Below are 22,530 nucleotides of genomic sequence, written 5' to 3'. Positions count from 1 at the left end.
TTTTAAAAATATTTCAGATGCCCGCTGTATTCATCAGCACAATCCTCCACCCGTCTGGATCTTCGATGGTAATGCCGCCCCTTCCCCAGTAGGGATTCTCCGGCTCAACTTCCTGATAGCCCATTGCCATCAGCCGGTCTGCAGCTGAGTTAAGCTTATGAAGATCAGGGATATACAGGATGAGCAGATGGTCTTTTGCAGGACCGGGGAGCTCGTGTTTTTCATCCGTCTCTGTGAACTCAAGGTGGTATTCCCTTTCCGGAAGACCGTACATCACACCTTTATATCCTTCATGGTGGAATCCTCCCAGCTCCTTGAGCCCAAGTCCTTCTCCATAAAAATGCTTGATTTTTTCCAGCTGGTTTGTCGGCCTGGCGATCCTGACTTGAACGGCAGATACTGGCTGCTGCCACTCCCCTCTGACCTGAATCTCGTACGGAAGGTCATCGTCCATATAATGGGCATCACTGCTGCCTGAGACGATTAATTTAATCGGGTGGATTTCGGCTCTCCGGTCTGTGGGGTACCAGCAGCGTCCTTCTTTTACGAGGACAAGGACACCCGCATCATCACCATAATACGCGAATGAACTGCTATCTGCCCCTTGCTTATCAGCAAGGATCGGCATCAGCTTTGCCTGCATTCCGGCAACGTCAGCCGAGGGGAAGCCGACTTCCCCGACATCATGCCAGCCCCCGGCTGTTTGGCTGCGGGATGCCGGCCGCTCAAGGCACTCCAGTATATTGCCGTCCGGATCAGCAAAATAAGCCTGCTTCCCTTCCCAAAAAAGGCTGTATTCCCCTTCTTCATTGGAAAGCAGGCAGCTTTCTGCTCCAAGCCTGCTATAAATATGATCAAAATAAGCTGCATCTGTCCGGAAGCAAAGATGATAAAAAGGGACTGTTCCCCCTTTTTCAAAAAACAGCTTTGTGCTTCCTGCCCTTACGGAAAACCATTTCTCAGTCTGGTGGATCAGCTCCATCTCCAGTACTTCCGTATAAAAGGCGCACATCTCTTCAAGATGGAAGCACTGCAGGTTAACCTGATAAATCTGCATTATAATCTCTCCTTTGTGCAGTTCGGCCTCAGCTTCATTATAGGAGAAACAGCATGCAGAAAATTCAGCCTTTTGACGGAGACTGCCTTGGTCTTTTTGACTGGCTGCTGCGGCAGAAAACAAAAGAAAACTAGGAAGCGGAACCTTCCTAGTTTACGATTATTCTTCTTCTGTTCCGACCAGGAAGTGCGGATTCAGATCCTCGAATTCCTCATCCTCGACATCGAGGCCCCATACTTCGTCATCATCGCAATCGCATTCGCCGTGGTACACGGCTACACAGACTTTCGTCTCGCCGATTACTTCCACAAGGAATTCCCTTTCCACATGGACGATGATTTTGTTCCCGTTCGGGGAAATGACTGCTTCAACACAATTCGGCTGCTGCAGTACTTTGGCAATGACATCCTGATCATCTAAGCAGTCCTGATCACGGTATTTAAGTTTGATGACATCTTTATAATCAACCCGTTCAGTAACGACTTCCGTCTTCGTATTATCGTTATAGGAATACCAAACGTTAATGTCATAATAGCCGCAGATTTCAACTGTCTTGCCGACCTTTTTCGCCTCATACTTGTGGTTTATAATCCAACAGCCAAGGATGCTTGACGGGTGGTGTGCCGGGCATATCGTATGATTGGACTGGGTGAATTTGCGTCCCTTCGCTACGACGGCTTTTGTAATTATCTCTCTGTATTCTCCCATTGCGAGCGAACCCTCCTCATTCATTTTCAATTCATCCTATGCGGGATATTAGACTAGTGTGATTACAATTTTAAGGGTGCATGCAGAGCTTCTTGTAAGGTGCGATATACGGTATTCTATGCGGATACCCATGGTTTGGTGTCATGGTTGCCCGGACTGGGGGGACACGGGCTTAAGGAGGCAGAACTCCGCTCAGTTTCAAATTGGCAAAAAAAAGACCCCTGCACCCAAAAGGGATGCAAGGGTCACCAGCATTAATGCTGGCAGCCGTTTTTGTTTTGCAGTTCTGCTCCTGTTTCACCGCTCAGGATGTTGCCTCCTGTAGAAACGAGGATTTCATCTGTGACTTTGTTGCTGATCGTGGTCGCAACAAGCTGAAGAAGCTCATTCACTTCCACCTGGGATTGCTTGAATTCCTGGACAACCGGAATCTCGTCAAGCTGGCGCTCAAGCTCCTCGATTTTGGCTTCGGTCTTCTTTAAAGCTTCTTCCTTTCCAAAATGCTGCAGGTTAACTGCCTGCTTCTGAAGTCCTTTTATGCTGGTAATCGCAGTACGGACCTTTTCATTGCTGTGGATCTGCGCTTCCGCTCTTTTGAAAAAGTCCACTTCTTCTGTTTCTGCTATGATTTGTGCAAGCTCCCTTGCACGTGCAATGATATCGTCTTTTGTATATTTCCCCATTATTTCACCTCAGCTGGTTGAAGCTCTTCAACCATTTCTCCATTTAATGACCATGTTTTTGCATCTGTAATTTTAACAGAAACAATCTTTCCAATTGCTGACTTTGGTCCTCTAAAGTTAACAAGCTTGTTCTTTCTTGTATACCCTGCCAGAACCTCGGGATTGTTCTTGCTTTCGCCTTCAACCAGGACCTCTACAGTCTGTCCGTGATATTTCTTCATCGCTTCAGCCGACATTTCATTAACCAGGGCATTCAGGCGCTGAAGGCGCTCTTTCTTGACCTCCATCGGCACATTATCATTCATCTTGGCCGCTGGTGTGCCTTCACGCGGAGAGTAAATGAAAGTATAGGCAGACTCGTATCCGACCTCCCTATAGAGGGAAAGAGTTTCCTCGAACTGCTCTTCCGTCTCATTCGGATAGCCGACAATGATATCTGTTGTAAAAGTTGCATTCGGGATGGCTGCCCTGATTTTCCTCACAAGCTCCAGATACTGTTCACGCGTATATTTCCTTGCCATGATTTTCAGGACATCTGTCGAGCCTGACTGGACTGGAAGATGGATATGCTCAAGAAGGTTGCCGCCTTTGGCAAGCACTTCAATCAAGTGATCATCAAAATCACGCGGATGGCTCGTTGTGAAGCGAATTCTCGGAATGTCAATCTTCCTGATTTCATCCATCAGGTCGCCTAGGCCGTACTGGAGGTCTGTAAAGTCCTTCCCATAGGCATTGACGTTCTGCCCTAGCAGGGTGATTTCCTGATACCCCTGGGCGGCAAGCTGGCGCACCTCCTGGATGATCTCTTCAGGGCGGCGGCTCCGCTCCTTGCCCCTTGTGTAAGGGACAATGCAGTAGGTGCAGAACTTATCGCAGCCGTACATGATGTTGACCCAGGCCTTGATATTGCCTTTGCGGACTTTAGGCAGATTCTCAATGACATCTCCCTCTTTTGACCACACTTCGACAACCATCTCTTTTGACATATAAGCTTCCTGCAGAATGTTTGGAAGTCTGTGGATATTGTGCGTGCCAAAGATCATATCCACCTGGTCATATGTCTTCAGGATTTTATTGACGACTGATTCTTCCTGCGACATGCAGCCGCATACGCCAAGCAGCAGGTCAGGGCGTTCTTTTTTCAGGTGCTTCAAATGGCCAAGCTCGCCGAACACTTTGTTTTCGGCATTCTCACGGATTGCACATGTGTTCAGGAGAATGACATTCGCATCCTCGACAGTGCCAGTCGGCTCATAGCCGAGACTGAGGAAGATGCCGGCCATGACTTCTGTATCATGCTCGTTCATCTGGCAGCCGAATGTTCTGATATAGAATTTGCGGTTATTCCCCATGCCCTGGAATTCAGCCGGAATATTGAAATCTTTATGATAGCGGACCTCTTCCTTCCCGCGTTTTTTTGCATCTTTCAAGGAAGGAGGCGCATATACGGTTTCAAAGTATTTGCTGTAGTCCTTTTCGGATTTTTTGTCCGAAGGATTTGCAGCAGCAGCCAGCTGGCCTTCCATCCGCTGTTTTTCGTTCATAGAAAGTACCCCTTTCTTCTGTATAACCAAACGGAAATCGCTGTTTTCATTTTTTCATGTAAGCGCAGTTAGAATGTTGTACACATTATAATAGTATAAGGGTTTAAAACGCTGAAAACAATAGAAATCCTGTAAGGATACTGACTCTATTGGTACTTTGGCAGCTGAGAATGATGGATGGATTTATTTTTTGAAAAGGAAAAAGGCATGGGCTTTGCAGGCAAGTAGTTCACTTTCCGTGGAAAACACTGAAAATGGCATATGAGTCCGCTTTGAGTGCATACTTGCTCTTTGCAAATACAGCAGATGGAAAGCTGAAGAGTGAGTAACCAGTGATAGAAAAATAAGGGGAGGTTTTACTGCTAATCGCAGATTAGAGCGGTTTTTGGGTAAAATAAGAGGAGTTTTTACCTCTATTAAAAGAAAAGCCCTCTATTTTCACACTTCCAAGTCACATAAGGGAAACTTCTCCCTCTATTTAAGGGGTTTTCAGTGCTATTTTTCAAATAAGGGGAATTTCTCCCGCTATTTTTCTCCATTAGCAGGGAACCTGGTTTTATTAATAATAACTCGGCAGTTCAATTTTCCAGCGATGGGGGCATAAGAACAACCTATTTAAAATAGCCCGGGTTATCCCAGGCTATTTTGTTTTTTTAATGACCATGCTATTTCCATTACAAAACGTGTGTGGTTCAGCTGTTGACTCCATATGATCTGAACTATTTACTTTGCAGGACCCCAGCTCTTTGCAGGTAGTCTGTTATTTTCCGTTCCAGGACCTCCGCTTTCCGCGGGTCAGCCCAGCGGTTTTTCTACTCACATAAATTCAGCTGTCAGTTTTCCGAAATGCTCTTCATCGATCTTCAGGTCGGCATGGGCAAGCGGTGTTTCGGAATAGCCGGGGAGCATTTCCTGATAGGATTTGCGCTCTGTATCCTGGTAGATTAAACCTGTGACAAGTCCGTCATGCTTCATCAGCGTCTGCATGGCCATGGAGCGGTCTGAAGAGTCATAGCCTTCTAAATCGGCGAGCTTTGTCAGGTTTTCTTTGAACCAGTCGTACGTATTCACTTTATTATAAGTAACGCACGGGCTGAAAACATTGATGAGCGAGAAGCCTTTATGCTTGATGCCTGCTTCGATCAGCGCTGTCAGGTCCTTCAGATCAGTTGAAAAGCTTTGGGCCACAAACGTCGCCCCCGCTGTCAGAGCCATTTCCATCGGTGAAATGGCTTGCTCGACAGAGCCGTGCGGCGTGGACTTTGTTTTGAATCCGGCCGCGGACCTTGGTGAAGTCTGCCCTTTTGTCAGTCCGTAAATCTGATTGTCCATTACAATATAGGTAATATCGACATTGCGGCGGATGGAGTGGACGGTATGCCCCATCCCGATGGCAAAGCCGTCTCCGTCACCGCCGGAAGCGATGACAGTCAGATCGCGGTTCGCCATTTTAAGACCCTGGGCAATCGGGAGTGCGCGCCCGTGGATGCCGTGGAATCCATATGAGTTGATATAGCCGGAAATCCTGCCGGAACATCCAATGCCTGAGACGACTGCAAGGCTGTCCGGCTCGAGCCCTACATTGGCAGCTGCCCGCTGGATGGCGGCCTGGACAGAGAAGTCTCCGCATCCAGGGCACCAGTTGGGCTTGACGTTATTGCGAAAATCTTTAAATGTGGCCATTTAGAACAGCTCCTTGCAAGTGGTATGGATTTCATTCGGCAGGAACGGATTCCCGTCATATTTCAGTATTTTATTGATTTTTTGATGCTGGCCGACATTCATTTTAATGATATTTGCCAGCTGGCCTGTCGCATTATTTTCAATAACGGCCACCTTTTTGGCAGACTCCATCAGCGGTCTGAGCTCTTCAGACGGAAACGGATGGATCAGGCGGATATGAGCATGATTTACCTTCAGGCCATCCTTTTCAAGGCGGCCCATGGCTTCCTCAATAGCTCCCCTTGTGGAGTTGAAGCCGACAATCAGGAGGTCTGCTTCATCATGCGGAGCATTTTTATGGACCGGATTGCTGAACTTGATATTTTCGACTTTCCGGAAACGCTTGTTCATCTGATCTCTCCGGTTGGCAGCAGATTCAGAAGGCTTTCCAGTTTCGTCATGTTCCACGCCGGTTACGTGATGGATGCCGTTCTTCATGCCTGGCACCACGCGCGGAGATACCCCGTCTTCTGTCACTTCATAGCGCTTGAAATAACCCTTGTTTTCAATTTCAGGCAGCTCTTCGTCCACAAGCTTGCCTCTTCGGATTTCAACTTTGCTGAAGTCCAGCGGCTCAACTGTCTGTTTGCCGAGAGACAGCTGCAGGTCAGAAAGCATGATGACAGGGCACTGGTATTCTTCTGCCAGATTGAAAGCTTCTGCTGCATCATAGAATGCTTCCTGGACCGTGCTTGGCGCAAATACGATTTTCGGGATTTCCCCATGTGTGCCATAGATCATCGCCATCAGGTCAGACTGCTCCTGCTTTGTAGGAAGGCCTGTAGAAGGTCCTCCGCGCTGTGTGTCTACAATCACAAGCGGTGTTTCGGTAATGCCGGAAAGGCCGATTGCTTCCATCTTCAATGACAGCCCGGGTCCTGCCGAAGCAGTCATTGCACGGACACCGCCATAATTGGCGCCGATCGCCATGGTAACAGCCGCAATTTCATCTTCTGTCTGGATAACACTGCCGCCAAGCGGAGGAAGCTTCTTAATCAGGTACTCCATGATTTCAGATGCCGGAGTGATCGGATAAGCTGCCATGAACCGGCAGCCGCCTGCAAGCGCACCAAGTGCAATGGCATCATTGCCGATCATGAACATGCGTTTTTTTCCATCAGCTTTTTCAAGCTCCATCAGCTCAGCGCCTTCGCCAGCCAGTTCCTTCATCCGGTCAAATCCGGCTTTGATGGCTTCCATGTTCTTATCAACAACCTGCTGCCCTTTTCTGCCGAAGATTTCCTGGACAACTTCCTCAAAAACCTTGATATCCAGGTTAAGAATGCTGCAGGTTGCACCGACAGCGACCATATTTTTCATCAAAGAAGTCCCAAGCTCAGTGGCAAGCTCAGTAAAAGGTACGGCAAACAGCGATGCATTCGTATCCTCAGGCTTCTTCGGATCAAATTTTGCATCGGCGATAATGACGCCTTTTTCATGCAGCTCTTTATAGTTCACATCGATTGTTTCCTGGTCAAAAGCTACTAAAATATCAAGATCATCGGAAATGGAACGGATCTGGGACGTGCTGACCCGGATCTTATTATTCGTATGCCCTCCTTTGATTCTTGAAGAAAAATGCCGGTACCCGTATAAATAATAGCCAAGGCGGTTAAGGGCTATAGAGAAGATTTCCCCTGTACTCTCAATTCCTTCCCCTTGCTGTCCGCCTACTTTCCAAGAAAGCTGCTTTAACATTCATTACACCCCTTCGGATTGTTCTATATATGTATAATTGTATGGTCTATTAATAAACCCCCGCAGCCTATTAAACAACGGAAAACAGCTTTAAAAAAGGTGCAAAAGGGTACTAAACGCTTTCAATTCTAGACCGAACCCCCGAAAAAAGCAACCCTTTCCAAAGAATAAATCCCCGGGAGGCAAGGCTCGCATAATCCTGTCCTGAGCCCCTGTGTGAATGGTATTTTTGAAGGAAGTCCTTCATCCGTCAAACTCGTTTCTTCCGGCAGGAGGCAGCCTTTTTTCCATATTGCGAAAAAGGAATTTTTCCACTTGTATCTCAGAATAATATTTTTGAAGCTCGTTTACTAGGTTCCCATAATATTTAAAAGAAGACAGTCCCTCTACTGTATCATCAATGCCGTCAAAATCTGATCCAAAACCTGTATGGTCTTCTCCTCCCAGGGAGCAGACATGGTCTATATGCTTAAGGATGTCAGAAATCGCCGATTGTTTGGTGCCTGTCAAAAAATCCGGGACAAAAGTCAAGCCGATAACACTGTCCCTTTCAATCAGCGCCTTCAGCTGATTGTCGTTCAGGTTTCTGGGCACAGGGCAAAGGGCGTGGCAGTTGGAATGCGATGCAAAAGGATATTCTGCCAGTTCCATTACATCCCAGAATCCTTTCTCGGAGAGATGGGATACATCGCATAAGCACTGCTTTTCATTCAGGATTTTGACTGCTTTTTTTCCAAAGGACGATAATCCTGCGCCCCTTTCCTCAAGGGCGCCGTCTGCTGCATAATTGCTGTAATTCCATGTGAGCCCGACAGAAGATACTCCAAGCCTTATCAGTGTTTTCAGCTTAAGAAGATCATCCCCGATGCAGTCGCACCCTTCAAGCGTAAGAACTGCGCCGATTTCATCCTCTTTCAGCTGGTATGCCTCCCCTCTTTCCTTAATATGCTTCATCTTCGGAAACGGCTTGAGCACCCTATCGTAAAAAAGCTCAATCATATATAGCGCAGCATGAAACTTCATATTCGGATGGACGGATTCCGGGACATAGACGGCAAAGCACTGCACCTTAGAACATGCTTCCCGAAGCTTCTCGTAATCGACATGCAGCCGGCTGCTGCTCCTGAAATCAATTGAAGGATCAATAAACATTTTATAAAGAACGTCACAGTGAGAATCGAAAATGTTCATGCTTCCTCCCCTTTCAATATATCTGGATAGCATCTATATTCGATGGATGCTATTATATTTCCTTTATCCCTGCAGCAATCGATGTAAAAATAAACTGGGGCATACTCTTTCCCAGGATTGAAAAAAGCCTGTTTGCTATCTACACGCAAACAGGCAAAGATGATGTGCTGCCGGCTATTTATTGCCCAAAACAAAGGACATTTTTTTGTATATGCACTGCTTTTCCCCTTTTGTTATCTTGGCTCCACAATCAGCTTTATCGCTGTCCGCTCTTCACCATCAATCTTAATATCGGTGAAAGCAGGAATACAGATCAAATCCACTCCGCTAGGCGCTACGAATCCTCGGGCGATCGCTACTGCTTTAACCGCTTGGTTCAATGCACCCGCACCAATTGCCTGGATTTCTGCGCCGCCTCTTTCACGCAGAACACCAGCAAGCGCACCAGCTACAGAATTAGGATTAGACTTTGCTGAAACTTTTAATATTTCCATTCCTAGCTCCTCCTTGTTTATCCCCTCCTGCATGCCCATAGGATATTTGCCCCCGGACACATCAGGTATATCATTCCATTGCTACTATATTCAGAGGATAAAAAACATATTCCAGCTTGGACAAAATATTGGAAAATTGCGTACTTTCAAAGGTCCTTCAATACAAAAAGGGACTGCCTATGGAAAGGCAGCCCCCTATTCTTCAGCTGAAAAAAGGATGATCTTCGTTAATCAGGATCCGTTCTATTTTCTTGGCCAGCCCTGTTTTCCTGTCCAGTTCAACCGACACTGCGCTAAGCTGGTCCCTGCCTTCCTTCGGCACTTCAAAACGGACTGGAAGATTTGTAATGAACCGCTTCAATACAGCTTCCTTCTCAACGCCCAGGATTCCGTCATAGGGGCCAGTCATGCCCACATCGGTTATAAAGGCAGTACCGTCCGGAAGGATTCTGTTATCTGCCGTCTGGACATGTGTGTGCGTACCGACCACAGCAGAAACCTTTCCATCAAGATACCAGCCCATTGCCTGCTTTTCGCTTGTCGCTTCTGCATGAAAATCGACAAAGATGAAGGGAGTGCGCTTCCGCGCTTCCTCGATGAGTTCATCGGCTTTTTTAAACGGACAGTCGGACGGCTGTAAAAAGGTCCGGCCCTGGAGATTGATGACAGCCACTTCATCACTGTTCACTTTTAAATATACAATGCCTTTTCCAGGATTATTATCCGGGAAGTTGGCAGGCCTGATCAGATATTTCGCACTCTCGATAAACTCGAATATCTCTCTGTTATCCCATGTATGATTGCCGAGGGTCACCGCCTGCGCGCCTGCTTCCAAAAAGCCCCGGTAAATCTTTTCAGTAATTCCTTTTCCGCCGGCTGCATTTTCACCATTAATAATGGTCACCTGCGGACGGTACTTGTCTTTTAATTTAGGCAGATATTCGTTTACCATATCACGCCCGGGAGAACCAACTACGTCTCCAACAAACAAAATATTCATTCAGCAAACCCTTCCTAACTTCAATTTCTTCACTGTTAACATTGTAACACAAAAAAGATGAATTCCATTCGTATCGATACGGCAAAAAAAATAAAGCAGCGCCGAAGCACTGCTTTATTTTGCGTATTCAACGGCTCTCGTTTCACGGATGACCGTAACCTTGATATGTCCTGGATAATCAAGCTCTTCTTCAATCTTCTTGCGTATATCCCTTGCGAGCCTGTGTGACTCAAGGTCATCAATCTGATCAGGCTTAACCATGATCCTGATTTCCCTTCCGGCCTGGATGGCAAATGATTTCTCGACTCCATCATAGGATTCGGAAATCTCCTCCAGTTTTTCCAGACGGCGGATATAGTTTTCAAGCGTTTCCCTTCTCGCTCCAGGCCTTGCTGCTGATAAAGCATCTGCTGCAGCAACAAGTACAGCGATAATAGATGTTGGCTCTGTATCGCCATGGTGAGAAGCAATGCTGTTGATGACAACCGGATGCTCTTTATACTTAGTCGCAAGTTCAACACCGATTTCAACATGGCTTCCTTCTACTTCATGGTCGATTGCTTTACCGATATCATGAAGCAAACCGGCGCGGCGGGCAAGCGTTTCATCCTCGCCAAGTTCAGCAGCCAGCAGCCCTGAAAGCTGGGCAACCTCCATTGAGTGTTTCAGCACATTCTGTCCGTAGCTGGTACGGAATTTCAGGCGGCCGAGAATTTTGATAAGATCCGGATGAAGTCCGTGTACGCCGACCTCAAAGGTCGTCTGCTCACCGATTTCACGGATATGCTCGTCCACTTCGCGGCGCGCTTTATCCACCATTTCCTCAATCCTCGCCGGGTGAATGCGTCCATCCTGAACTAATTTTTCGAGAGCAAGCCTTGCTGTCTCACGGCGGATTGGATCAAACCCGGATAAAATGACTGCTTCCGGAGTATCATCGATGATGAGATCAATTCCGGTAAGCGTTTCAAGTGTACGTATATTACGTCCTTCACGGCCGATGATACGTCCCTTCATTTCATCGTTAGGCAGATTGACCACTGATACGGTCGTTTCTGCAACATGGTCTGCAGCGCAGCGCTGGATGGCCAATGACAATACTTCCTTCGCCTTCTTGTCAGCCTCTTCCTTCGCGCGGTTTTCCGTTTCCTTCACCATTATGGCAATATCGTGAGCAACTTCCTGCTCGACCCGATCTAAAATGATGGATTTTGCCTCTTCACGAGTTAAGCCTGAGATGCGTTCCAGCTCAGATTGCTGTGCTCGTACCATCTCGTCCACTTTGCTTTCCATCTCTTCAATATGCTGTTGTTTTTTGTTAAGAGAATCGTCTCTTTTCTCCAGGATTGACTCACGCTTATCAAGCGATTCATCTTTCCGGTCAAGATTCTCCTCTTTTTGCAGTAAACGATTTTCTTGTTTTTGCAGCTCATTTCTTCGATCACGAACTTCTTGTTCAGCTTCAGTCCGAAGCTTGTGAATATCATCTTTTGCTTCCAGCAGGGCTTCCTTCTTTGAAGCATCAGCTTCACGCCTTGCATCCTCAAGGATTTGCTCAGCAGCGTTCTTAGCACCTGCAATTTTTGCTTCGGCAATCGATTTGCGAATAAAATAGCCAACAACTGCACCGACGACTAGGGCAAGCAAAATGGAGATGACTAATAAAATATCCATCATTTCACCTCCTCTTGCTATGAACTTTTTTGTGTTACGTTTCTAAAGTGTCGGCATGTACATTGTTTAAGATCAACATACAGCACTAAGGCTTTAAACGTTTTCAAATACTCATAAAAATGTAAAATATACAATATAATTGTAAAGCTGTGGATTTTTATTGTCAAGGGTTTGTCCTTGCGGCTTTTTTTAATATTTCGGACAAGTCTGCCAACTGGGCCGAAAGTATCTCTTTCTCCTCCAAAACCTTCTCCTGCACCATGCCTTTACAGCCAATCTTAACACCACAGCATAAAAAAGCAAAAGGCAAAGCCTGTGGCTTTGCCTCAAGTGATCAATCAATCAGTTCGAAATGCTCCTGATCCTGATCCTGGTTTTCTTCTAATATCTTCTCTTCATCGAGGCCGTAGTGGTCACGGATCTGCTTTTGGATGGTCAGCCTTAAGTCAGGATTCTCCTTAAGGAACTGCTTCGCATTTTCGCGTCCCTGGCCAAGTCTCTCTTCATTGTATGAATACCAGGAGCCGCTCTTTTGGACAATATCCAGTTCAGAGCCCATATCAATGATTTCGCCTTCTTTTGAGATGCCTTCTCCGTACATGATGTCAACTTCTGCGACACGGAATGGAGGAGCAACCTTATTTTTGACGACCTTGATTTTGGTTTTGTTTCCGACCATTTCATTGCCTTGCTTTAAAGTTTCAGCACGGCGCACTTCCAGACGTACGGAAGAGTAGAACTTAAGCGCACGGCCGCCTGGAGTAGTTTCAGGGTTTCCGAACATGACTCCGACTTTTTCACGGATTTGGTTGATAAAGATGGCGAGCGTTCTTGATTTATTAATGGCACCTGATAATTTACGAAGGGCCTGGGACATAAGGCGGGCCTGAAGACCGACATGGGAGTCACCCATTTCCCCTTCAATCTCTGCTTTCGGTACAAGGGCAGCTACTGAGTCGATGACAAGGATATCAATGGCACCGCTTCGTACAAGGGCTTCAGCAATTTCAAGCGCCTGTTCCCCAGTATCAGGCTGGGAAAGCAGCAATTCATCAATGTTAACGCCCAGCTTTTGGGCATATACCGGGTCAAGGGCATGCTCAGCATCGATAAAGGCAGCTTGTCCGCCATTCGCCTGCACCTCTGCAATCGCATGAAGGGCAACAGTCGTTTTACCCGAGCTTTCCGGACCATAGATTTCAACTATGCGCCCCTTAGGGTAGCCTCCGACTCCAAGCGCAACATCAAGCGCCAGGGAGCCGCTCGGGGAAGTTGATATCTTGCGGTCAGTCTGCTCCCCAAGCTTCATGATCGATCCTTTACCAAATTGTTTTTCTATTTGCTTTAAAGCCATATCTAATGCAGCTTGACGTTCACTCACTAGTGATTTCCTCCTTTATATATAAAGAAAAATATGCATTGCATATTTCAAAATCTATCTCAAAGAACCTATCTTTACTATATACTTTTTCTGCTTGTTTGTCGAGCAAAAAGTCGAACATTCATTCGTTTTTTTTGAGAGGGACATTGATGGGTAAATACCCTGATTCGCTTAAGAGAAAACTCTTTTTCAGCCGCCTCTTTTTATACGGAAACGGCAAATCGGCCAGCTGTCTGAATAATAGAAAGAGAGATTAGCACAGTTTCGCAGTTTGCCATATTGCCAGATAAGATAAGAATTCTGTGAAGTCCGAAGAAGCCGGGATTTCAATAAAATAGAAAACAGGCCATAGTAAACGGCCTGTTCCTTCTATTTTTCTTTCAGCTCTTTTAATAAGAAATGGCAGCCGTATTTTACTGATCGGGACCGATTGGCTGCACGGGATCCGCCGAGGTTCAGCTTCTCCACATGTGTGGGCCTGCCTTTGATGGCTATCCCGATATAGACGGTGCCGACAGGTTTTCCTTCAAGCTCATCAGGACCTGCAACCCCGGTAAAGCTGATTCCAATGTCGGCCCCTGTCAGTGCGGCCGCATTCTCAGCCAGCTCAGTGGCACACGCTTCACTGACAACGCCATCTTTTTCAATGGTTTCTTTTTTTACATTCAGGACCTTTTCCTTCACTTCATTTGTATAGCAGACAACCCCGCCTTTAAGGAGGCTCCCTGCTCCAGGTATGGAAGTGAATTCCTGCTGGAACATGCCGCCTGTCAGACTCTCAGCACAGCCGATCGTCAGGCCTTTTTCCTTCAGCGCTTTTGTCAGCTCAATCATTAAGGAGGAATCGTCATAGCCATAGAAGAATTCGCCGGTCCTGCTGAGTATCTTCTCTTCCGTTTCTTCTATCAGCTGCAGGGCCGCATCAAGACTTTGATGCTTGGCTGTCAGCCGCAGGGTCACTTCCCCGTCTCCAGCGAGAGGCGCTATAGTTGGATTGGACTGGCTGTCAATCAGGTCCTCGATCTCTGTCTCAAGCATCGCTTCCCCGATTCCGAAGAACCGGAGCACCCTGGAGAGAATTTTATCCTGAGAATCCATCCTGGCAAGCAGTGCAGGGTGTCCGTAGGCGAGGAACATCGGCTCCATTTCCTTCGGAGGGCCGGGAAGGAGCATATAGGTTTTAGTTCCTTTTGCATATACCATTCCCGGCGCCATGCCATGGTCATTCGGAAGCACTTCAGACCCTTTAAGTACAATCGCCTGCTTCCGGTTGTTCTCTGTCATCACCCGGCCGGCCCTTTCGAAATAAAGCTCGATCTGGCGGAGCGCTTCTTCATTATGGACAAGCTCGGCGCCAAGATGCTCTGCAATGGCCTCTTTTGTCAAATCATCCTTGGTCGGGCCGAGGCCCCCTGTGAAAATGACCAGGTCAGAGCGCTCCTCGGCTATCCCGATCGCAGCTTTGAGCCTGGAAGGATTGTCTCCAACAACTGTATGGTAAAACACATTGATGCCGATATCCGCCAGCTGCCTGGAGAGGAATCTGGCGTTTGTATTGTTGATTTGTCCAAGCAAAAGCTCCGAACCCACCGCAATGATTTCTGCATTCATATCCTTTGTCCCCTCCTGTTGAAGCCTCATATTACAGTCTCTTGCATATTACTTGGAATTGATGAAGGCGGCTTTGTTTTTGTAGAAATAATCCCAGCCTGACCAGATTGTAAAGATCATTGCCACCCAAAGCGCAATGTCATCGAACGGCACGGAAATTAATTCAAAGATGATGTTGTGCAGCAAGAGTGCCGAAATGGCGACAATCTGTGCCCATGTTTTCACCTTGCCAAGCATATTGGCTGCCACAACTTCCCCTTCCCCTGCAAGGACAAGCCTGAGGCCTGTAACGGCAAACTCACGGCTGATAATGACGATGACAATCCAGGAAGCCGCCAGTTCAAGATCGACCAGAACAATCAGCGCTGCTGATACAAGCAGTTTATCTGCGAGCGGATCAAGGAATTTCCCGAGATTGGTGACCATATTCAGCTTCCTTGCGTAATAGCCATCAACCCAGTCTGTCGCAGAAGCAATGATAAAAATCAAGGCCCCGACAAGATGCGTGACAGGCATTTCAGCTCCTAAAAAGGCTGTCTCTCCCCATGAGAAGGGAACAAGCATCACAATTAAAAAAAGCGGAATCAAGAAGATCCTTGATACAGTAATTTTATTAGGCAAGTTCATTATGTACCTCCAAAAAGCTATGTAGTTTCGGCAGACTTGCGCTAAAGGCGCAGAAAACATTTATGCCCTCAGAAAAGTCTTACTCTATAGTTTTACAGCAAAAAAATAAATATAGCAATTTTTTCACTTTTTTATCTTGTTCCACTCTTCTATTCTGGCCGCTGAGAGAAAAAAATAGCCATCGCATGGATGGCTATTCTGTCGTTTTTGTGTAGCGGATGGTAATATCCTGCTTAACACTCTGGGAAGAAGGAATAGCATATTCCAGCTTCTGATCATTGATATACAGTTCAGTCTGGGAGGTGTTTCCAACTACGAGCACAGCCTCAGACTCTTTCGACAAATCGATTGTCTGGCTTTCGGCAGAACCTTTTAAAAGCATTCCCTCGAAGAAGGAATAGCCTTTGCCATTCTTGATGCTCACCCAGGTTTCGCCTGTGCTGACCACTTTCAGCAAGAATTTATCAGCGTTTTTCACTTCATATACAGTATCATTGCCAGCTGACTCGACGACAGCAACTTCCTGTGCAGGCGGTTCCGGCTTTTCTTCCTCAGCCGGCTCTTCTTCCTCAGCAGCACCATCGCCTTCTTCCTTGCCTTCCTCTTCCTTAGGCTCTTCTTTTGCAAGATCATCCGACTGGCCATATTCAACACCCTGGGTATTGCCGTTATCGGCCGGCTCACCCTCATCTTTCCCGTTGTTTGCCATAACGATGAAATAATAGAGAAGTGCGATGACGCCGACAACGAAGACACCAATCAGTATTTTGGGGAGCAGGTCCGCAAGCTTCGAATTGCTGCCGGAAATATTCTTCCTGGTCTGAACCCTTGAAAGCTTTTCAGGTATGTCATCACTCGCAGCGGTGACTGGGATGTCATCCTTGTACTGCTCAAAAAGCTCTTCAGGATCAATGCCGACAGCCTCGGCATATTGCTTGATGAATGCCCGGACATAGAATTTGCCCGGCATCATGCTGTAATTTCCTTCTTCAATTCCTACGAGATAGCGCTTCTGGATCTTCGTTGCTGTCTGGAGATCCTCAAGGCTCATGCCCTTGGCGATTCTCGCCTCTTTTAAATGATTGCCTAGTTCTGTCAATACAAACACCTTCCACCTTACTAAAAATCAAATCCCCCAAAATCGGTCCCGGAGAACATATCATTATTTTCAACCACATCATATTTAATCTCTTCATTGTGATCATGGCGCAGTTCAATAATATAATCAAAATCCTCCATCGAATATTCTGTATTCTGCACAAAAATATCCGGATGCTCAACGACCTTGACTGCCGGGAGGCGCATGATTTCCCTCACCAGCTGCCAGTGCCTTTCATTTGCCCTTCTGGTTGAAACAATTCCATCAATGATAAACAGATTATTTTCATTGTATTCATCCTGGATCAGCTGATTCCGGATGGTCTGCTTAAGCAATGTTGACGACATAAAGAGCCATCTTTTGTTGGCGCAGACGCTAGATGCCACGATCGATTCTGTTTTGCCGACGCGGGGCATGCCCCTTATGCCAATCAGCTTATGTCCTTCCTGCTTGAACAGCTCTGCCATGAAATCAACGAGCAGCCCCAGCTCATCCCGGACGAAACGGAAAGTTTTCTTATCGTCTGCGTCCCTCTGTATGTATCGGCCATGGCGTACCGCCAGCCTGTCCCTCAGCTTTGGTTCTCTGAGCTTTATTACCTTTATTGTGTCCATTGTATGTAAAATAGACTCTAGTCTTTGGATTTGTTCATGATCTTTTGCAAGGATCAGCAATCCCCTTCGCCCTTCATCCACTCCATTAATGGTGACAATATTTATGGAAAGCATTCCCAGGAGCGAAGAAATGTCACCAAGCAGCCCAGGCCGGTTTTTTTGTATTTCGTATTCAAGGTACCATTCAGTTTTTTCTTCCATAGGTAAACCTCCCAGATCGTGACAAATCCGACATTTCCCTGCATATTTTTGTCTAGCTTCTATAATAAATGATTTTCCCTGAAGATGAAAGAAAAAACCAATGTCTTTCGATTCTTTCCCGATATTTTTTCATTGCCTGCAAAGAAAAAAAAGAGAGGGTTGGCCTCTCTTTGGAATGAACCTGTATGGAAAGTTCTATTGCTGCTGTGAACCGTCGTTCTGAACAAGCTTGACCATCATATTGGCAATGGCATGCTGCTCTTCCTGGCTTGCAACTGACCATAGATCAGCCAATACTTTTTCCTGATCATTTTGCGGATCAACCTGTTTTGCAAGATAGTCGCCGATCTGATAAGCAAGGTCATTGACTACATCTTTGTTCATGCCTTCATTCTGGGCATGGTGAAGACGGTCTCCCAAGAAATCCTTCCAATGGTTCCAGTTATCCAATACAGACATTGTTCGTACCTCCTTGTAGTATAGTACAAAGTTATTTTGCTTTCAGGAGGAGCAAAATATGCATCTGTCTGTAATTTTACATGTACCAGCCGCCATTTATGCCAAGCACCTGGCCAGTGATATAGGAAGACCCTTCAGAAAGCAGGAAAGCTGCAGCATTCGCAATCTCTTCAGGTGCTGCCAGCCTCCCCATCGGTATTTCTTCCTCTATCTCCATTATTTCCGATTCACTGAATGATTCCATCATCGGTGTTTTTACAGCACCAGGGGCAATCGCATTCACTCTTACGCCATTCAGGGCGACCTCTTTGCTTAAAGATTTTACAAACGCAATCTGCGCACCTTTTGCAGCCGAATAGGCTGTTTCGCAGGCAGCGCCTGCCTGGCCCCAGATGGAAGAGACCATGATTATGTTCCCCTGCCGCTTTTGGACCAATTTAGGCAGCAGCTCCCTGGTAAGCGAATAAGGGGACATCACATGCACCCGCATCAGCCTTTCGAGGATCTGGTCATCCGTATCACCCAATAATCCATAAAAGCCTGCCCCGGAATTATGGATAATCGCATCGAGGGAGAAGATGCTTCCAGCGATTTTCTTATATCCGAGGGGATCTGCCAGATCACACTGGACCGGGATATATTCACCTTGGTATTGTGCGAGATCCCCCAGCAGCTCCTCAATGGCCTCTTTGTTCCTGTTATAATGCAGATAGAGCGAGTGCCCCTCTCCAGCAAGCTTGAGTGCAATCGCCCTTCCTATGCCTCCGCTTGCACCGGTTATCAATGTAAATTTCTTCATTCTCTGTTCCGCTCCCGCTCATTATTTTCCACAATGACAGAAAGCGCCGGAAACCGGCGCTTTCCTTTTTATTTGGGCACAACCTGGCAGACAGTAAATCTGTCCTCGGCCAGAAAAACATTTGCTGTCTCTTTTAGCTGTTCTAAACTGATCTTCTCTATTTCAGGCACCACTTCAAACAGATCCATTCCATTAAAAGCATATCGTGTAAACTGGTTTGCGATATATTCGGGTGAATTGACGGAACGGAGGAATGCCCCGATTTTTTTCTTTTTCGTTCTGTCCAGCGCTCCCTGGCTGAATACATCACCTGTCTTTGCTTCAAGCAGCATGCTCCTCAATGTGCCTGCAAGCTGATCCGGGTCGCTTGTATCACCGCCAAGCATCGCAAAGCCGAATCCCTGCTCTTGTGTGTAATCATACGAGAAGGTTTCATCAATAAGCCCTTCCCTGTAGAGAGTTTCATAATTTTTGGAGCTTTTGCCAAACAGAATATCCAGCATAACATTCAGCGTCAGTTCATTCTTCAGCATTTCAGTGCCTTCCTGCTTCACATTAAGCGCTTTGACGCCCAATAGGCATTTCGAGCTCTGCACATTCATCTTCAGAACCTGCTTCTTCTCCGCAACACCAGTCATTTCCTGCTCAAACCTGCGTTCGATTGCCGGCTGGTCTTTGTATTCCTTTTTCTCCTGGTTGCTCCTGATCTGCCCCATGATCGCTTCAGGGTCAACTGGACCGGTAACAAATAGCAGCATATTGCTCGGGTGGTAGAATGTGTTATAGCATTCATACAATAGATCTTTAGTAATGTGGGAGATTGATTCCACTGTCCCTGCAATGTCAATTTTCACAGGATGATTCTGATACATATTCTGGATGAGGCCGAAATAAAGGCGCCAGTCCGGATTGTCATCATACATGGTGATTTCCTGCCCGATGATGCCTTTCTCCTTTTCTACGGTCTTTTCCGTAAAATATGGATCCTGGACAAAATCAATCAGTGTCTCCAGGTTCCGCTCAACCTCAGAGGTGCTGGAAAACAGATAGGCTGTCCTTGTGAAGGATGTAAAAGCATTGGCGGAAGCTCCCTGTTTGCTGAACTGCTGGAAAACGTCGCCGTCTTCTTTTTCAAACAATTTATGCTCAAGGAAGTGGGCGATGCCATCAGGAACCTTTACAAACTCCTCTTTCCCAAGCGGGACAAAGTGATTGTCGACAGAGCCGTATTTGGTTGTGAAGGTGGCATATGTTTTGTTGAATCCCTGCTTCGGCAGTATATAGACATCAAGGCCATTGGCCATTTTCTCGTAATATAATTTTTCTTTCAATTGGTCAAAAACAATCGTTTCCATTTATTCGCCCGCCTCCGTTCCTGTTAAGAAATATACGGTATCCATGCTGATTTTTTTTGCTGCGGCGACAATATCTTCTTTCGTGGCTTTGTCCATCTCTTCCATCCACAGGTCAAGGGAAATTTCCTGGCCGGCGACTACATTATGATAAAGGATCTCTGTCATCCCCCTGGCAGTGTCAATTGTCTCAAGAAGCTGATTCTTGATCACTGCCTTTGTCTGTGCCATTTCTTCTTCCGTAAAGTCGCCGTTTCGCATGGCTTCCATCTGGTCTCTGATGATGCCGACTGCCTGGTCATAGTTTTTATTATCGATGCCGGACATGACCATCATCAATCCTTTATGGCTCTCAAGCCTGCTGGCAACATAATAGGCAAGGCTTGCTTTTTCCCTGACATTAATAAACAGCTTCGAATGTGAAAAGCCGCCGAAAATGCCGTTGAAAACCTGAAGGGCGTAGTAATCTTTATCTCCATAGCGGATGTTGGTCCGGTAGCCTATGTTGAGCTTCCCTTGTTTTACATCCTGGATTTCTTTGACTTCGTTTACGTCCCCTGCTTCTGCTGCGGATCCGTGCGGAAGCTGCTTAGGCTCCCTCGGAAAGAACTTCAGATACTCCCCTGCCATCGCTTCTACTTCGCCAGGATCGACGTCGCCGATCACATAAAAATCGAGCTGATCTTCTGCAAATGCCCGTTCATAATACTGGTAGAGCTTTTCAGGGGTGATGCTGTCGACTTCATCCATTTCGCCGTTTACATGAAGGGCATAAGGCTCTCCTTTGCACATTTCTTCAACAAGCCTGAAATTGGAATATCTCATCTTATCATCAAAGACAGATTGAATCCGCTGCTTTTGTGTCCTTTTTTCCTGTCTGACTGTTTCCTCATTGAATTTCCCATCCTGCGCATTTGGCTTCAGCAGGATTTCAGCCAGGAATTCAAAAGCCTTCCTTAATAGAGGTGCTGGATCCGAAAGAAATTTTTCATTGGCGATATCCATTGAAAAAGTGACAACATGGTACTCGCCCTTTTTCGCCAAATCCACATACAGGCTGGCGCCGTATAAATCGTCAAGATGCGAACGGAGAAGCCCTGTGGCTGGAAACCTGCTTGAACTGCTCTGCAGGACATACGGTAAAAGCGCTCGTACAGTCGCATCTGCTTTTTGAAGAGGAGCTTTCATTTTCCAAATCAGTGTATTGTTTTTAAATTTGCCGGTCTTGACTATATGGAGGTCATAACCTTCCATCTTTTTTACGATTTCATCCATAACGGCCATATACATCCTCCTAAATTTCCTGCTTTTTTTATCTTATGTAGGCGCTGCTCAGGTTATTTTTTAATCTTCTCCATAAAAATAAAACATATTCTAACTATAACGCTTCCTAAATTGAGATAGCAAATGATTGATGCGCAGGGAGAGTATGTCAATTGGGTTATTTTGCGATAAAGAAAGCAGTCTCTTTTATGAGACTGCTTTCTTTAATGATGCTTATCCGCTGTTTGCGTTTTTGATTTTCGCTGATGGCAGCGTATTCTTCAGGATAAGTCCGCTGCTGAAAATAGCCCTGCTTTTCCCGCTTGTTTTGGCCTGGTAAAGCAGCGTGTCCGCTTCTTCGAGTGCAAGCTTCGTATTTCCGCTGCTTAAGAAGCTGACGCCAAAGCTCATTGTGACTGATTGTTTCCCTCCGGCCATTACCTCCTGAACCACACTGTCCAGGAGACCGGTCAGCATGCCAATGACTTTTTCTTCGCTGTTCCCCGGCAGAAGGAAGGCAAATTCTTCTCCTCCATAGCGGTATATTCTGCAGCCGCTCAGCTTTTCAGCTTTCATGAATACGCTCCCCAGCTTTTTCAGCACTTCATCGCCTTCAAGATGGCCGTAATGGTCGTTGATACTTTTGAAGTTATCTACATCGCCTAAAAGAATGAAGCCGGGCTCGGCTGTTTTTTCTATAAGGTTAAGGTGCTCATGGAATGCTCTTCTATTGGCAAGCCCGGTAAGGAAATCTGTGTACACCATTCTTTTAAGTTTTTCAATCTGTGCCTTTTGCCTCATTCCCCTGGCGGCAGCACCCCCGGACAGAATCCCGGCAACCCAAAGAATACCTAAAGGCAGAAGAACGAGTCCTGCATCCTGCCCCAAACCTGATCCGGCAAGAATAGAAATCGACAAGAACAGAGCTGAAAAAAATGCACCTCTGGTGCGCATCCTGATGGCCGTATTCATAGTAAGAAGAATGGCCAGCGGATAAAAGACGGCTGCCCCTGCACCATAAATCCAAAAAAGTACAGCAGCAGCAATATGGTCGCAGCCAGTCCACACAGCCGCAATACGCCTGCTTGCTTTTCCTTTTTTCATACAGCTTGTGTATATATGGGCGGCTGCAATATAGAGAAAAGAAAATGCAGCAAGGACAGCCGGAAGTACTGTCTTCTCTGCCTGAATGGGAGCAGCTGGTGAATGGCATATGAAGAGGATCAGAAGGAGGATAAGCCATCTATCTGCTATAGGAAACGATTTTATCTGTATGATAATCATTTAAAAACAAGGAATTTGGCATATGACGGCCCCGATCAGAAATGATAGAATATTAACTATTTAATTTTA

General features: G+C 46.4%; 20 protein-coding genes and 1 pseudogene. All 21 read right to left on the bottom strand.

Features of this window, described 5'->3' with window-relative positions:
- Positions 1 to 13: 13 nt before the first annotated feature.
- Complete coding sequence (locus tag ACQCVH_RS06250) at positions 14 to 454, bottom strand: VOC family protein (protein WP_426834954.1); 441 nt, start codon at positions 452 to 454, stop codon at positions 14 to 16.
- Positions 455 to 745: 291 nt separating this feature from the next.
- Positions 746 to 1,057: pseudogene (locus ACQCVH_RS06245) on the bottom strand (VOC family protein); the annotation flags it as partial.
- A gap of 159 nt (positions 1,058 to 1,216) precedes the next feature.
- A complete protein-coding gene (locus tag ACQCVH_RS06240) occupies positions 1,217 to 1,765 on the bottom strand; it encodes an outer spore coat protein CotE (RefSeq protein ID WP_224906565.1) in 549 nt (182 codons plus the stop codon).
- A 254-nt stretch (positions 1,766 to 2,019) separates the two neighbouring features.
- Positions 2,020 to 2,448 (bottom strand): YlbF/YmcA family competence regulator, encoded by a 429-nt coding sequence (locus ACQCVH_RS06235; RefSeq protein WP_224906549.1) that lies wholly within the window; start codon positions 2,446 to 2,448, stop codon positions 2,020 to 2,022.
- Complete coding sequence (gene miaB / locus ACQCVH_RS06230) at positions 2,448 to 3,992, bottom strand: tRNA (N6-isopentenyl adenosine(37)-C2)-methylthiotransferase MiaB (RefSeq protein WP_426834895.1); 1,545 nt, start codon at positions 3,990 to 3,992, stop codon at positions 2,448 to 2,450. Before miaB ends, ACQCVH_RS06235 begins: the two co-directional genes overlap by 1 nt.
- A gap of 816 nt (positions 3,993 to 4,808) precedes the next feature.
- Entirely contained in the window at positions 4,809 to 5,675 is an 867-nt protein-coding gene (locus ACQCVH_RS06225) for a 2-oxoacid:ferredoxin oxidoreductase subunit beta (RefSeq protein ID WP_426834894.1), read from the bottom strand.
- Complete coding sequence (locus ACQCVH_RS06220) at positions 5,676 to 7,412, bottom strand: 2-oxoacid:acceptor oxidoreductase subunit alpha (protein WP_426834893.1); 1,737 nt, start codon at positions 7,410 to 7,412, stop codon at positions 5,676 to 5,678. It lies immediately after the preceding gene.
- A 243-nt stretch (positions 7,413 to 7,655) separates the two neighbouring features.
- Positions 7,656 to 8,603, bottom strand: coding sequence for a dipeptidase (locus tag ACQCVH_RS06215; RefSeq protein WP_426834892.1), 948 nt, complete (start codon positions 8,601 to 8,603; stop codon positions 7,656 to 7,658).
- Between the two features lie 233 nt (positions 8,604 to 8,836).
- Positions 8,837 to 9,097 (bottom strand): stage V sporulation protein SpoVS, encoded by a 261-nt coding sequence (gene spoVS / locus ACQCVH_RS06210; RefSeq protein WP_009791522.1) that lies wholly within the window; start codon positions 9,095 to 9,097, stop codon positions 8,837 to 8,839.
- A 202-nt stretch (positions 9,098 to 9,299) separates the two neighbouring features.
- Positions 9,300 to 10,097: a TIGR00282 family metallophosphoesterase gene (locus ACQCVH_RS06205; RefSeq protein ID WP_426834891.1), complete on the bottom strand. Its 798-nt coding sequence runs from the start codon at positions 10,095 to 10,097 to the stop codon at positions 9,300 to 9,302.
- Positions 10,098 to 10,211: 114 nt separating this feature from the next.
- Complete coding sequence (rny, locus tag ACQCVH_RS06200) at positions 10,212 to 11,774, bottom strand: ribonuclease Y (protein ID WP_426834890.1); 1,563 nt, start codon at positions 11,772 to 11,774, stop codon at positions 10,212 to 10,214.
- Positions 11,775 to 12,105: 331 nt separating this feature from the next.
- A complete protein-coding gene (gene recA / locus ACQCVH_RS06195; RefSeq protein ID WP_426834889.1) occupies positions 12,106 to 13,152 on the bottom strand; it encodes a recombinase RecA in 1,047 nt (348 codons plus the stop codon).
- Positions 13,153 to 13,521: 369 nt separating this feature from the next.
- Positions 13,522 to 14,763 (bottom strand): competence/damage-inducible protein A, encoded by a 1,242-nt coding sequence (locus tag ACQCVH_RS06190; RefSeq protein WP_426834953.1) that lies wholly within the window; start codon positions 14,761 to 14,763, stop codon positions 13,522 to 13,524.
- A gap of 48 nt (positions 14,764 to 14,811) precedes the next feature.
- A complete protein-coding gene (gene pgsA / locus ACQCVH_RS06185) occupies positions 14,812 to 15,390 on the bottom strand; it encodes a CDP-diacylglycerol--glycerol-3-phosphate 3-phosphatidyltransferase (protein WP_224903605.1) in 579 nt (192 codons plus the stop codon).
- Positions 15,391 to 15,583: 193 nt separating this feature from the next.
- Positions 15,584 to 16,489 carry a helix-turn-helix domain-containing protein gene (locus tag ACQCVH_RS06180; RefSeq protein ID WP_426834952.1) on the bottom strand — a complete coding sequence of 302 codons (906 nt, stop codon included), beginning with the start codon at positions 16,487 to 16,489 and terminating at the stop codon, positions 15,584 to 15,586.
- 20 nt (positions 16,490 to 16,509) lie between these two features.
- Positions 16,510 to 17,304 (bottom strand): YmfK family protein, encoded by a 795-nt coding sequence (locus tag ACQCVH_RS06175; RefSeq protein WP_426834888.1) that lies wholly within the window; start codon positions 17,302 to 17,304, stop codon positions 16,510 to 16,512.
- Positions 17,305 to 17,499: 195 nt separating this feature from the next.
- Positions 17,500 to 17,763 (bottom strand): DUF3243 domain-containing protein, encoded by a 264-nt coding sequence (locus tag ACQCVH_RS06170; RefSeq protein ID WP_009791674.1) that lies wholly within the window; start codon positions 17,761 to 17,763, stop codon positions 17,500 to 17,502.
- Between the two features lie 76 nt (positions 17,764 to 17,839).
- Positions 17,840 to 18,562 carry an elongation factor P 5-aminopentanone reductase gene (gene ymfI, locus ACQCVH_RS06165; RefSeq protein ID WP_426834887.1) on the bottom strand — a complete coding sequence of 241 codons (723 nt, stop codon included), beginning with the start codon at positions 18,560 to 18,562 and terminating at the stop codon, positions 17,840 to 17,842.
- A 68-nt stretch (positions 18,563 to 18,630) separates the two neighbouring features.
- A complete protein-coding gene (gene yfmH / locus ACQCVH_RS06160) occupies positions 18,631 to 19,917 on the bottom strand; it encodes an EF-P 5-aminopentanol modification-associated protein YfmH (protein ID WP_426834886.1) in 1,287 nt (428 codons plus the stop codon).
- Entirely contained in the window at positions 19,918 to 21,198 is a 1,281-nt protein-coding gene (gene yfmF, locus ACQCVH_RS06155) for an EF-P 5-aminopentanol modification-associated protein YfmF (RefSeq protein ID WP_426834885.1), read from the bottom strand.
- 213 nt (positions 21,199 to 21,411) lie between these two features.
- Entirely contained in the window at positions 21,412 to 22,281 is an 870-nt protein-coding gene (locus ACQCVH_RS06150; RefSeq protein WP_426834884.1) for a GGDEF domain-containing protein, read from the bottom strand.
- Positions 22,282 to 22,530 lie beyond the last annotated feature (249 nt).

The organism is Bacillus infantis (genome assembly GCF_050107595.1).
GTDB lineage: Bacteria > Bacillota > Bacilli > Bacillales > Cytobacillaceae > Bacillus_AB > Bacillus_AB infantis_C.
Note: the sequence above shows the minus strand (reverse complement) of the source record. Positions and strands in the feature narration are given on the sequence as shown.

What these genes read in the sequence shown, in the direction of transcription:
- ACQCVH_RS06250 (WP_426834954.1), bottom strand. Translation starts at nt 454, where the DNA reads ATGGACGATGACCTTCCGTACGAGATTCAGGTCAGAGGGGAGTGGCAG.
- ACQCVH_RS06240 (WP_224906565.1), bottom strand. Translation starts at nt 1,765, where the DNA reads ATGGGAGAATACAGAGAGATAATTACAAAAGCCGTCGTAGCGAAGGGA.
- ACQCVH_RS06235 (WP_224906549.1), bottom strand. Translation starts at nt 2,448, where the DNA reads ATGGGGAAATATACAAAAGACGATATCATTGCACGTGCAAGGGAGCTT.
- miaB (WP_426834895.1), bottom strand. Translation starts at nt 3,992, where the DNA reads ATGAACGAAAAACAGCGGATGGAAGGCCAGCTGGCTGCTGCTGCAAAT.
- ACQCVH_RS06225 (WP_426834894.1), bottom strand. Translation starts at nt 5,675, where the DNA reads ATGGCCACATTTAAAGATTTTCGCAATAACGTCAAGCCCAACTGGTGC.
- ACQCVH_RS06220 (WP_426834893.1), bottom strand. Translation starts at nt 7,412, where the DNA reads ATGTTAAAGCAGCTTTCTTGGAAAGTAGGCGGACAGCAAGGGGAAGGA.
- ACQCVH_RS06215 (WP_426834892.1), bottom strand. Translation starts at nt 8,603, where the DNA reads ATGAACATTTTCGATTCTCACTGTGACGTTCTTTATAAAATGTTTATT.
- spoVS (WP_009791522.1), bottom strand. Translation starts at nt 9,097, where the DNA reads ATGGAAATATTAAAAGTTTCAGCAAAGTCTAATCCTAATTCTGTAGCT.
- ACQCVH_RS06205 (WP_426834891.1), bottom strand. Translation starts at nt 10,097, where the DNA reads ATGAATATTTTGTTTGTTGGAGACGTAGTTGGTTCTCCCGGGCGTGAT.
- rny (WP_426834890.1), bottom strand. Translation starts at nt 11,774, where the DNA reads ATGATGGATATTTTATTAGTCATCTCCATTTTGCTTGCCCTAGTCGTC.
- ACQCVH_RS06190 (WP_426834953.1), bottom strand. Translation starts at nt 14,763, where the DNA reads ATGAATGCAGAAATCATTGCGGTGGGTTCGGAGCTTTTGCTTGGACAA.
- pgsA (WP_224903605.1), bottom strand. Translation starts at nt 15,390, where the DNA reads ATGAACTTGCCTAATAAAATTACTGTATCAAGGATCTTCTTGATTCCG.
- ACQCVH_RS06175 (WP_426834888.1), bottom strand. Translation starts at nt 17,304, where the DNA reads ATGGAAGAAAAAACTGAATGGTACCTTGAATACGAAATACAAAAAAAC.
- ACQCVH_RS06170 (WP_009791674.1), bottom strand. Translation starts at nt 17,763, where the DNA reads ATGTCTGTATTGGATAACTGGAACCATTGGAAGGATTTCTTGGGAGAC.
- ymfI (WP_426834887.1), bottom strand. Translation starts at nt 18,562, where the DNA reads ATGAAGAAATTTACATTGATAACCGGTGCAAGCGGAGGCATAGGAAGG.
- yfmH (WP_426834886.1), bottom strand. Translation starts at nt 19,917, where the DNA reads ATGGAAACGATTGTTTTTGACCAATTGAAAGAAAAATTATATTACGAG.
- yfmF (WP_426834885.1), bottom strand. Translation starts at nt 21,198, where the DNA reads ATGGCCGTTATGGATGAAATCGTAAAAAAGATGGAAGGTTATGACCTC.
- ACQCVH_RS06150 (WP_426834884.1), bottom strand. Translation starts at nt 22,281, where the DNA reads ATGAAAAAAGGAAAAGCAAGCAGGCGTATTGCGGCTGTGTGGACTGGC.